This window comes from uncultured Bifidobacterium sp., from assembly GCF_945269915.1.
Lineage (GTDB): Bacteria > Actinomycetota > Actinomycetes > Actinomycetales > Bifidobacteriaceae > Bombiscardovia > Bombiscardovia indica.
In genome coordinates this window covers 1-11,626 of the sequence record NZ_CALYOY010000043.1, presented here as the reverse complement: position 1 = coordinate 11,626, position 11,626 = coordinate 1, and the positions used below count along the sequence as shown (strand labels likewise).

Here is an 11,626-nt window from a genome sequence, read left to right as displayed (position 1 = left end):
CCGCCACCAACACACCCCACGGCGGGCCGCCTCCACCCCACACCACACCGCCACCACTCAACCTGTTGGACAGGGACGGTTCGGTTTCCGCTGACAGACGACCTTGGTAGATTGGAGATGATCAAGGGCCCCGACAAGGAGGAAGCATGCGGTATGAGGTGAGCGGGCGCATTCCCGAAGACGCCAGGTCCATCCGCAGGGCGGTCTTCATGGATGAGCAGGGCTTCCATCACGAATTCGATCGCACCGACGATGTCAGTCTCCATATCGTGGCCTATGAAGACGATGACCCCGCCGGAGTCTGCCGTATCTTCCCCGGCCGGGGGAACACCTGGACCCTGGGGCGCCTGGCCGTCCTGAAACCCTACCGCGGTCGGCATCTGGGGGCCGGTCTGGTGGGCAAGGCGGAGGATACCGCCCGGAGCCACGGGGCCGACCGACTCACACTTCACGCCCAGGAACGTGTGGCAGACTTCTATAGATCCCTCGGGTACAAGGACACGGGCATCCACGATCTGGACGAGGGATGCCCGCACATGTGGATGGACAAGTCCCTGACGGATGCCGCCGGGAGCACGGAGAAGGACGGCGCGCGATGAACCTGATGACCCTTATTGCGGGTGGACTTCCGCCCATGGCCGGCAAGGCCCTCGGCACCCTTTCCCTGGCGGGGCCCACCGAACCGGACAGGAACCCCATGGGGCGGTCCGAGCAGGCCATCTCCGGCTTCGGCGATGCCGTCGTCGACTGGTTCCGCCAGAACCTCGGCAAGATCGTCCTTCTGGTCATCGTGGCGGCCTGTGCCACCCTGGTCTCCAGGATCGTGGCTGCGGCCATGCGGCGCGCCCTGGAGCGGACCAACCTTCCCAGCGCCTCCATCTTCATCAACATCGTCCGGGCCCTGATCTGGATCTTCGCCGCGGCCACGGTCCTCCAGCCGGTCTTCGGCATCAACCCCTCGACCGTGGTCGCCGCCCTGGGCGTCAGCGGACTGGCCCTCTCCTTCGGGCTCAAGGACACGATCGCCAACATCGTCGGGGGCTTCGGGCTCATGGTCAGCAAGGTCATCCAGCCCGGCGACATCATCACCATCCAGGGCACCACGGGCACGGTCCGCGACGTGACCTGGCGCCACACCATCATCGTGGACCGGGCCGGCGGCCAGATGCTGATCCCCAACTCCATCCTCAACACCACGGCCCTGGAGAAGATCCCCGAGACGGGCGAGGCGGCCACCACGGTCCCCCTCACCCTGCGCGGCGACGCCGACATGACCCGGGCCTCCCGTTCCATCGCCCAAACCGTATCCAAGGCCACCCAGGGCATGGCCATGCCCGCCAACCCGCCCATCGTCCAGTTCCAGGGATTCACCCCCTATGGGATCAAAGGCCAGGTGGTCATGTTCGCCAGGCAGGGCGTCATGGCCTCCGACATGCAGGATGCCGCCACCCGCGCCCTGGCCGGCCAGGACTACCTGGTCCAGGAGGCCGAGACGCTTAGCGAACCGGACGATGCGGACACCCTGACACCAGGGAGTGAATGACCCCCACGCGGCCACCATTCACACAGCCGACGCCCTGAGGCGACCGGTCAGGCCGAGACGCCCTCGATCAGGTCGGTGATCAGGTCGGTGTAGGTGATGCCGGTGGCCTCCCAGGCCTTGGCATACATGGAGATGGGGGTGAAACCGGGCAGGGTGTTGATCTCGTTGACCACAACCCCGCCGTCGGGGGTCACGAAGGAATCGACACGGCTCAGGCCGGTCCCGTCCACGGTCCTGAAGGCCTTGGCGGCCAGGTCGCGGACCTGTTGCAGGGTTTCGGCGGGCAGGTCGGCGGGCACCTCCACGTGGGAGGCGGTGGAGTCCATGTACTTGCTGTCGAAGTCGTAGAAGGCGTCATCCTGGTCGGCCCTGTCCAGCACCACCTCGCCGGGCCAGGCGGTGCGGGGTTCGGCCTCCCCGTCGGGGGCGAGCACGGCGCACTCGATTTCGCGCCCCTCGACACCCTCCTCGATCAGGACCCGCCAGTCGTGCCTGGAGGCCTCCTCGACCGCGGCGGCCAGGGCATCGGCACCGGCCTGATCGACCTTGACCACCCCGAAGCTGGAACCGGCACGGGAGGGCTTGACGAAGAGGGGGTAGTGGAGCCCCGCCTCCTCCACGGCCGTCAGGAGGTCGGCGCCGGAGCGGTGGGCACGGGAGTCGATGGTGATGCCGGGGGCCACGGGGATGCCGGCCTGGCTGAGGAGGATCTTCGTGTAGTGCTTGTCCATGCAGACGGCCGAGGCCAGGACCCCGCACCCCACGTAGGGCAGCCCCATCATCTCCAGGAGGCCCTGGACGGTGCCGTCCTCCCCGTAGGGGCCGTGAAGGACCGGGAAGACCACGTCGACATGGCCCAGGGGCTCCAGGGCTCCCGAGGGCTTGGAGAGGTCGGCGCCCGGGACCAGGTCGGCATGGTCGCCAATCATGAGGCCGTCCCTGCCACGGGCCATGTCGAGGATGACCGGCCGGCTTCCCTCGCCCACCTCCACGGTGGGCAGTCCGGAGCCATGCAGACTCCACTGCCTGGGGTCCTCGCCGCCCACGGTCCACCGGCCGTCCTTGGTGATGCCGACCGGGATGGGTTCGTACCGGTCGGTGTCGATGGCATTGAGCACACCGGCCGCCGATACACACGATATGGAATGCTCGTCGGCACGGCCCCCATACAGCACCACTACACGTTTCCTGGCCATCATTCCTCGGCTTTCCTCATGCTGGGCATGTACCACTACCCGGTTCCGGTGCGGCTGGAAGGAACCCGACGCAGGCATCCCGGGCGGATACATCATTCACACAGCAGGATATCCCCTGAGAGGGCCCCAGTGGGCCACCGGTGCAGCTCATCCACAAGCTTGGCACGAACCGGACCATGATCTCGTGGTCTCGTGACTCCGCGGCTTTGTGGCCCAGCGGCCCCGCGCCTACGTGGATGCCCTGATGCACCAGGGAGAAGGAACCTACTCCGGAGTGATCTCCCCGCCGAACAGCTCTTCGATCATGCCCCGGCAGCTCAGGCCCTGGTCCAGCACGTGACTCATGGCCGTGGCCAGCGGCGTGGCCACCTGGTAGCGCCTGCCCAGGGCCACGACGGCATCGGTGGTGGGTACGCCCTCGGCGACGCCCTTGCTGACCCGGGTGGCCTCCTCGATGCTCTTGCCCTGGCCCAGGTTGAAGCCGAAGGTGTAGTTCCTGCTCAGGGGCGACCCGCAGGTGGCCACCAGGTCGCCCACTCCGGCCAGACCGGCGAAGGTCTTGGCCTTGGCCCCGCAGGCGGTTCCCAGGGCGGTCAGTTCGGCCAGTCCCCTGGCCTGGATCATGGCGGCCGAGTTCTCCCCGAATCCCGCCCCCCGCGACATTCCCACGGCCAGGGCGGTGACGTTCTTCAGGGATCCGCACATCTCCAGACCGATCACGTCATCCGATACAAAGGCCTTGAAGTAGTCGGTGGTGCAGGCCCGGGCCACCCTCATGGCGGTGTCGGCATCGGCGCTGGCCACCACGGTGGCGCCCGGTTCGCGGGCGGCCACCTCCTTGCTCAGGTTGGGCCCCGAAACGGCGGCGAACCGGGCCGGGTCCAGGTCCAGGGTCTGGCAGACCACCTGGTCCATCCGCCGGTCGCTCCCCCGCTCGATACCCTTCATCAGGGAGATGACGATGGCATCGGGCCCCAGGAGCCCCTTGAACCCCTCCAGGGCCTCTCGGGCATGCTGGGCTGCTATGGAGACCACGACCATGTCGACACCGGCCACGGCCCGGGCACGGTCGCCCTCGGCGCTGATGGCGTCGGGCAGCCTCTGCACGGTCGGCAGGCGGCGTGCATTCGAGTGTTTCAGGGTGATCTCGGCCACCACATCCGGGTCGATGTCCCACATGACCACCTGGTTGCCTGCGTCGGCCAGTACCTGGGCGAAGGCGGTACCCCAGGCGCCTGCTCCCAATACCGTGATCTTCGCCATCATTCTCCTTTGCATAATGCCGTGCGCACAGGAACGCCGACCAGATGCCTCATCTCTTGTCTCCACCATCCTATGACACCGGGACCGGGGAGGCGGAATTGAAGGTGGGTTTCGGCCCTATTGCTCGCTTCTGGGCCGCCGGGTCATGGTCACATAATCGAAGTACCCCTCGGCCGGGGGCTCCTCGCCGCGGATCTCGGCCATGACCTCCTCCATCCGGTCGCGCAGGCGGACGCAGAGGGTGTGCATGGCCTCCCCGGGGGGCTCCGGACCCCACTGGTCCATGCCCTCCAGGAGGTCGGAGTAGTCGAAGAGCCGGTCGTAGCACATGACCACGTTCTTCCGGGGCCAGGGCCACTTGTGGTTGATCGAGGCCGCCCCCCAGGTGATGCTTGGATAGAGCGGAACCATCCTGCCCAGCTGCCGCGAGGACTCCAGGGCGATGAAGGCGACACCGGGCTTGAGCGACATGGGCCACTTCAGGGGGTCACGGGTCACGGTCCCCTCAGGCCAGATGGTCAGTGGCCTGCCCGAGGTGATGATCCTGATCGACTCCTCCTCGATGGGGCGGGCCTTGCCGGACCTGCGTTCCACCGGCTGCATGCCCGCCATTCTGAACCAGTTGCCGATCAGGGGCCAGTGGGCCATCTCCGCCTTGGCCATGTACCGGGGGCGGCGGCCCAGGTGGAAGAGGGACATCATGGGGACAAAAACATCGAATTGGGTCACATGGGTGGCCGCCGTGATGAAGGGCCCCTTCTCGGGCACCTGTTCCAGACCCCAGGCATAGAGCTTGCAGGATCCGCGCATCACGTCGGAGACCCCGCGCAGGAGACGGGTGGTGCCGGTGGGATGCTGCCCGTCTATCTCATCCAGGTCAGGAGCCCGGTGACCGGTGGGATAGTACCGGGTCGGGTCCACCAGGTGGTGCCGTTCGCCCAGGAGGGCCACCTGCCGGTCCGACAGGGGCTTGACCGCTGAACGCGGTGACGGTTTGCCTTTGGAAGCCATGTCATCATTGTGCCCCCTGGGCAGCGGAACCACGCCGGCGGGGCCGGGAATAACCATGATTCCATTACGAGCAGGGGGGGGGGTTAGTCGATCTGGGCGTCCAGGGCGGTCAGCTTGTCGCGGAAGTCCTCATAGCCGCGGTCGATCAGGGAGATGCCGCGGACCGTGGAAGGGCCGGATGCCGCCAGGGCTGCAATCAGGTGGCTGAAACCGCCGCGCAGATCCGGCACGTCGATGTCCTGGCCGGTCAGGGGGGTGGGCCCGAAGATGACGGCCGAATGCTCGAAGTTCTGCTGCTGGAAACGGCAGGGCAGGGACCCCAGGCACTCCCGGTAAAGCTGGATGGTGGCGCCCATCTGGATCAGGGGCCGGGTGAAGCCGAACCGGTTCTCGTAGACGGTCTCATGGACGATCGAGAGGCCCTTGGCCTGGGTCAGGGCCACCACCAGGGGCTGCTGCCAGTCGGTCATGAACCCGGGGTGGACGTCGGTCTCGATGGCCACGGGCTTCAGGTCGCCGCCCGGGTGCCAGAAGCGGATGCCGTCGTCACGCACGTCGAACTCTCCGCCGATCTTGCGGAAGACGTTCAGGTAGGTCATCATGTCGGGCTGCTGGGCGCCCCTGACCATGATGTCGCCGTGGGTGGCCAGGGCCGCCGAGGCCCAGGAGGCGGCCTCGATCCTGTCGGGCAGGGAGGTGTGGGTGTAGCCCTTCAGGGACTCGACCCCCTCGATGCGGATGGTCCGGTCCACGTCCACCGAGATCTGGGCACCCATCTTCTGCAGGACTGCGACCAGGTCCATGATCTCCGGCTCCGTGGCGGCCCCGGAGAGCTCGGTCTTCCCCTTGGCCAGGACGGCCGCCAGAAGGGTCTGCTCGGTGGCGCCGACCGAGGGGTAGGGCAGGTGGATCTTGGCCCCGTGCAGGCCGTCGGGGGCCGTGATGTGGATGCCCGCCTCGTGCTCCTTGTCGACCTTGGCCCCCAGCCTGCGCAGGGTCTCCAGGTGGAAGTCGATTGGCCTGCTGCCGATGCGGCATCCGCCCAGGGCCGGGATGAAGGCCTCCCCCAGCCTGTGCAGGAGGGGCCCGGAGAAGAGGATCGGAATGCGGGAGGAGCCCGACAGGGTGTCCACATCGGCCACGTCCGCCAGCTCCACATGCTTGGCGTCGATGGTGACGATGCCCTCGCAGGGCTTGACGTCGACCCCGACCCCGTGCAGACGCAGCAGGTCGGAGACCACCTGGACGTCGCGTATCTCGGGCACGTTCTTCAGGACGGAGACACCGGGGGCCAGGAGGGCGGCGACCATGGCCTTGCTGACGAAGTTCTTGGCCCCACGCACCTGGATGCTGCCATGGAGCGGCCTGCCGCCGACCACGTGCAGTAGATCATTCTCGGAATTCACCTTGGACATTTCGGCTTCCTTATCCTATCGGCTCCGGACCGGGGGCACCTCCGCCTGGTCAGACCACGTACATTGTCAGTTTGCCATACGGGGTGTGGGGGCAACGTGAATTGTCGCCCCAAGGCGTAGAACAGGCTCAGGCCACGAGCAACCAGACCATGCTCAGCCCCTCCAGCACCAGCAGGATGACGAAGAAGGGGTTGGCCCAGGCGGCGTAGGCATTCGAATAGGTGCGGTTGGCCGTGATGAAGGCCCGAATCCGGTGCCTGCCCAGGTAGATGACCACGACCATGGAGAGGCCACCGACGATCAGCTCAAGCAGGCCGACATAGTTGGCCAGGTTCTGGCTCATGTGGGAGACCAACGCATCCCCGATCTGGCTGATGACCAGGTTGTTGCCGATGTGCAGGAGGATGGACCAGAAAATGGAGTACTCGCATGACAGGTACCCCAGGAGGAGGCCGACGGCGAAGGCGAACAGCCCCTGGGTCAGGTCGCCATGGAAGAAGCCGAACATGGTGGCCGTGGTGACGATGGCGAAGACCCTGCCATAGGGCTTGAGTGAGTTCAGGATCGCCCCCCTGAAGACGACCTCCTCGACCACGGGCGCCACGAAGCAGGTGTAGAGGAACATGGGGATGGAGCCGCTGGCCGCCTCGATGGCTTCGCTGGTGGTGCTGATGGAGGTCAGACCCATGGTCTTGGTGGTCCAGTCCAGGCCGATCCCGTAGATCGAGGCGATGGTCTGGGCCGCGAAAAGCAGGAGGAAGCAGCCCAGGAATACCGGCCAGGTCATCCGGTTCACCGAACGGTGGAAGATCCCGTCCGGCCCCCCGTCGGTGATCTGGCGGCGGCGCACCAGCACCAGGAAGGCCAGACCGCACAGGCCCGCCATCATGTTGACCATTCCGGCATACCTGACGTCGGTCTGCTGGTAGATATACTCCATGTCCCTGTGCGGGGGGACGGGGTCCGTCAGCAGATTCCACTCCCACTGGGCCACGAGTCCGGCAAGAAACCCGCCGACCTGGATGACCACCAGGTAGAGGATGAGGAAGCCGGCCTGATTGCCGAGCACATGGCGCGCCGAGTGCAACCAGCCGGGGTCGGCCCAGCCCGACACGCCACGGCGACCTGCCACGGGAACGGCAGCCTGCCCCTGATTCGGGCTCCCGGCGGCCCCGGTCCCTGCATTCATCCCTGCCTGCTGCATGCCACACACCCTTCCGGGCCACCGAGGGGCGTTCCACCCCCGTGTTTCCCGACCAAATGTCTCAATCCTACCGCGAACGACCCTCCTTGCGGCCCAAACCCGGTGCAGCACCCCCTACAAGTACTGGAGGACCGCCACGGCCAGACTGCACAGGCAGTAGAGGACGAACCAGGACTGCCGCCAGGAGGCATAGATCCCCTTGGGGGCCCGGTACCGGCGGGCGTAGGCCAGGAGCGAGGAGAACTTCCTGATCAGGATGACCAATCCGGCCAGGACGACCAGACCGGCCACCAGGGCCACCACACCCCGAACCTGTACGGGAGCCCTGGAGAGCCAGGGCACCACCAAACCCGAATACCCGACGCTTGCCAGGATGTGGGCGCCAATGGACCAGACCAGCCCGTATTCCATGGCCAGGGCACCCAGCACCAGACCGACCAGGAAGGCCCAGATCATCTGTGTCGGCTGACCCTGCATGAAGGCGCAGAGGAAGGCCGAGGTGACGATGGCAAAGACCCGACCGAACCGCCTCAGCCCGTTCATGATGACGCCCCTGAAAATGATCTCTTCGGTCAGGGGCAGAACCAGGAGGGCGTACGCCTGCATGGGCGACGACCCGGACAGGCTCGTCAGGGGGCTCATGAGGATGGCGGGAGAGATATGGAACATGGGCACCAAGGCCTGCAAGCACAGATTCAGGCCATCGGCCAGGGCCTGGCCGACCAGCAGGAGGGCCAGGGCGAGGATGAGGGGCCAGAGCCGGATCCCGCGCCCGGTAATCCAACGTACCTGGTCGTCGCCGTGGAGCTCATGACCGGTCAGGGTCCGACGCTCGCTGAAGAAGACGTAGACGAGGGCCACCAGGCAGGAGAGCAGGTAGAGCCCTCCACCCAGGAGGAAGCTCTGTGCCTGGTCGCTTATCTTGCCGCGCAGGTATGTCACCACCACGCTGTCGCCCAGGATGACCACCATGATGGTGATGGCCAGGTACACGAAGGCGAAGGCGCTCTGACCGACAACAGCGTTGACGGCCTCGTTGACGGTCACCCTGGGTCTGGCCCCGTGCGTCCCCCCGGCATCGGTGGACTTGCCTGCCACATCCGAAACGGCAGGTTTGCCGGACTCGGTGGTCTTATCAGGCTCACCCATCCAGCCGGGCTGAACAATCCTGTCGGACCCATCAACCTTGTCGGGCTCGGCAGCCGTGCCAGACTCGCCGACCACCTTCCGGGGACTGGTTATGTCCGCTTCACCGGAGAACCCGCCATTGCCGTGACCTGCCCTGGCGGCCGCTCCGCGAGCACCGAAGGCGAACCGGGACCTCTTCGGCTTTGACCGGTGGGGCCTCCTCCCCGACTTCGGTTTGCCGCCACCCTTCTTCGATTCGTCACTGGCCTTTTCCGGCTCGCCAGCGACATTCCCGGACTCGATGCCAGCCCTGGCCCCGGCCTCATCGTCCTTCGCCCCGGTCTTGGTTTGGGGTCCTACCGTGGTTGAAGGCTTGGTTGTTGGCTGGAATGCGGCTGCGGACTGGGCCACGGACTGAACCGTGGCCTTGGTTGCGGATTCTGACGGGCCCTGGAGATCGGAGCCATCCAAGGGCTTGTATTCATGCCGGGATACAGGCGGGGGCCCGGACTCGAAGGCCGGCACTGATCCGGATGCCGACTCGGGTTCGAAGGTCCGCCTGGGTTCAACAGCGGGTTCCGGTGCGGATGCCTGGTTGGATGCCGGTTCGGATTCGACATGGTCCGGACGCCACGAATCCAGCGGAGCCGATCCTGGGACAGCGGTTCCCGAACCCGCAGGCTCATCGGGAAGGGGAAGGCCGAGGTTTGATTCCGAGCCCGTATCCCCCACATCCATAGGATCATCGGCCGGGGGAAGGATCGGTGAGGAATCACCGGTGCCGACCGGATCATCGGCCAGGGGAAGGATCTCCTCGGGATTGGATCGAAGCGGAAGGGGAATTCCGGAGTCCAAGGAACCGACATCACCCTTGAAGGGATCGGCCCCGGTCCTTCCGGAATCGAAAGGCCGGCCCGTTGCGGGAGCCGTCTTCCACCCCGACCGTTGCGCCTGTTCTGCTTCCGTCTTCAGGGCCTTTTCGTTCGCGTTTTTTCCCTTCACGGACTTGCCCTTGGTGGAATTCTTCTTGCCAGCCTTGCCCTTCGCGGATTTCCTCTTCGCATCCTTGCCCTTGGCTGATGTATTTTTCGTGGGTGTGCCTTTCCTCTCGACGGGGAGCGCTGCTGATTGCGCCTTCGGGGACTTCTTTTTCGTCGGTGTGGCCTTGGCGGGCTTGGCCTTGACTGATGCGGCTTTGACGGCTCTGGTCTTCGCCGCCTTGCCCCTTACCGGTTTCGCCTTCGTCGACCCACCATCATGCCTCCCGTCCCTTCCCGACCAGGAAACCGACCGCACCCTCCCGGCAGTCCTGCCGACGGATGGGAGGCCCGTCGCCCGGGAGCCGCGATTCTCCGCAACGTCCCCAGTACGGTCCCCGCCCTCGGAGACCCTGTCATCAGGAAACCTGTCATCGGGAATCCAGGCTACGGAACGACCCTGCCGTTCCAATTCCAGATCGGCATCGTCACCTTGTTCCCAGTGCTTGGCGTGGTTCTTCTCTGCGAATTCACGTTCGGTCCATGAACTCCGGGAGGGACCCCGCCCCTTCCGGTCTGCGCCTGCGGTCCGCTGAGCCTCTGTATGGCTGCTCGAACCCTGCTCATACGCATGTCTCATTGGCCGGCATTCCTCCCCAACAGTCAACCCACTGTTCCAAGACTAACCCGGCGTCGGCACAGATGACACACGGGGAGAATGACACGAGGAAGACGGACAGGGCCGAAACCCGGTAGGCTGCCCCGTCAGAGCCAGCCGGGGATCAGCTCACCCACGGCCATGCCCAGGCAGAGGATCAGGAATATCAGGCACCAGGGGGCAAGCCAGGATGCGTAGATTCCCTTGGGGGCCCTGTTCCTGCGGCAGTAACCAACCAGCGGGCGGACCTTGGCCACCATGCCGATGACTCCGGCCAGAAGCACCACCAGGATGGCCACCCCGACACCGATTCGGACCCCTTCAGGGACCGACTGCATGACCCGGGGCAGGAGGCCGGAATAGACCCCGTTGTTGAAGATGTGAAGCACCAGGGACCAGACCAGGCCGTACTCCATGGCCACGTATCCAAGGACCAGCCCCGTCAGGAAGCCGAAGAGCCCCTGGACCAGACTGCCGTGCATGAAGCCGAAGAGGAGGGCCGAGGTGACGATGGCGAAGATTTTGCCATAGGGGCGCAGTCCGTTCATGATCACCCCACGGAAAACCACCTCCTCGGCCAGGGGCCCGAAGAGGAAGGCGTAGAAGAGCATGATCGCCGAGGTCGAGGGATCCGAGGTGTCACCGGCCTGGCCGGGCGAGTGCAGATTCGTGGACGATATGAGGGCGCCCAAGCCCGACTGGGCCGCCGTGGCCACCAGCTGGGCCGCGAAGAGAAGAGTGAGGCTGATGACCAGTACCAGGAGGTTTATTCGCCGCACGGTCAGCCATTGGACCCTGCCCTCGTCTGCCTGGGCAGACCCGAATATGACCTTCCTTTGGCTGATCAGGGCTACGATCAGCGCCACCACAACGGAGAAGAGGAGGAGCCCGTCGCCGTACCGCGCATCCAGCCGGGCAGCGGTCATGTCGGGGAAGATTCCGGGCAGCACCACCTTGGCGCCGATCAGGTCGATCAGGGTCTCGATCGACACGTATATCAGGGCGAAGGCGCTGAGGCCGTTGACCCTGTACCAGACCTGATCCCTGCTGTTGCCGATGGCACCGTGCCGCATGGCACCTCCCCTGTTGCGATGGAACACGCCTCTACGTCCATACTAGGGGCCAACAAGGCCAAAAACCGCAGCACGACACTGGAAATCACACCACGGACAGGGGTGACCATACGACCTTCACTCGTCAGCGCATGGTGGCGCCGGCGCCCTGGGCTACC

General features: G+C 65.6%; 9 protein-coding genes. 2 read left to right on the top strand and 7 right to left on the bottom strand.

Features of this window, described 5'->3' with window-relative positions; all coding sequences use genetic code 11:
- Positions 1 to 146: 146 nt before the first annotated feature.
- Positions 147 to 599, top strand: a complete 453-nt coding sequence (locus Q0K62_RS07340) for a GNAT family N-acetyltransferase (RefSeq protein ID WP_297317322.1) — start codon at positions 147 to 149, stop codon at positions 597 to 599.
- Positions 596 to 1,543 (top strand): mechanosensitive ion channel domain-containing protein, encoded by a 948-nt coding sequence (locus Q0K62_RS07335; protein ID WP_366515895.1) that lies wholly within the window; start codon positions 596 to 598, stop codon positions 1,541 to 1,543. Before Q0K62_RS07340 ends, Q0K62_RS07335 begins: the two co-directional genes overlap by 4 nt.
- A 47-nt stretch (positions 1,544 to 1,590) precedes the next feature.
- Here Q0K62_RS07335 and Q0K62_RS07330 read toward each other — a convergent pair whose 3' ends face one another.
- From Q0K62_RS07330 to Q0K62_RS07300, 7 genes are all read right to left on the bottom strand, one after another.
- The gene (locus Q0K62_RS07330; RefSeq protein WP_297317324.1) at positions 1,591 to 2,739 is read right to left on the bottom strand and encodes a D-alanine--D-alanine ligase family protein; all 1,149 of its coding nucleotides are present in this window, start codon (positions 2,737 to 2,739) and stop codon (positions 1,591 to 1,593) included.
- Between the two features lie 264 nt (positions 2,740 to 3,003).
- Positions 3,004 to 4,002 (bottom strand): NAD(P)H-dependent glycerol-3-phosphate dehydrogenase, encoded by a 999-nt coding sequence (locus Q0K62_RS07325; RefSeq protein ID WP_297317321.1) that lies wholly within the window; start codon positions 4,000 to 4,002, stop codon positions 3,004 to 3,006.
- Positions 4,003 to 4,119: 117 nt separating this feature from the next.
- Positions 4,120 to 5,013 carry a lysophospholipid acyltransferase family protein gene (locus Q0K62_RS07320; protein WP_297317323.1) on the bottom strand — a complete coding sequence of 298 codons (894 nt, stop codon included), beginning with the start codon at positions 5,011 to 5,013 and terminating at the stop codon, positions 4,120 to 4,122.
- An 83-nt stretch (positions 5,014 to 5,096) separates the two neighbouring features.
- Positions 5,097 to 6,428: a UDP-N-acetylglucosamine 1-carboxyvinyltransferase gene (murA, locus tag Q0K62_RS07315; protein ID WP_297317320.1), complete on the bottom strand. Its 1,332-nt coding sequence runs from the start codon at positions 6,426 to 6,428 to the stop codon at positions 5,097 to 5,099.
- A gap of 127 nt (positions 6,429 to 6,555) precedes the next feature.
- Complete coding sequence (locus Q0K62_RS07310; protein ID WP_297317319.1) at positions 6,556 to 7,632, bottom strand: CPBP family intramembrane glutamic endopeptidase; 1,077 nt, start codon at positions 7,630 to 7,632, stop codon at positions 6,556 to 6,558.
- 114 nt (positions 7,633 to 7,746) lie between these two features.
- Positions 7,747 to 10,377 (bottom strand): CPBP family glutamic-type intramembrane protease, encoded by a 2,631-nt coding sequence (locus Q0K62_RS07305; RefSeq protein WP_297317318.1) that lies wholly within the window; start codon positions 10,375 to 10,377, stop codon positions 7,747 to 7,749.
- A 125-nt stretch (positions 10,378 to 10,502) separates the two neighbouring features.
- On the bottom strand, positions 10,503 to 11,495 hold the full coding sequence (locus tag Q0K62_RS07300) for a type II CAAX endopeptidase family protein (protein WP_297317317.1): 993 nt from the start codon (positions 11,493 to 11,495) through the stop codon (positions 10,503 to 10,505).
- Positions 11,496 to 11,626 lie beyond the last annotated feature (131 nt).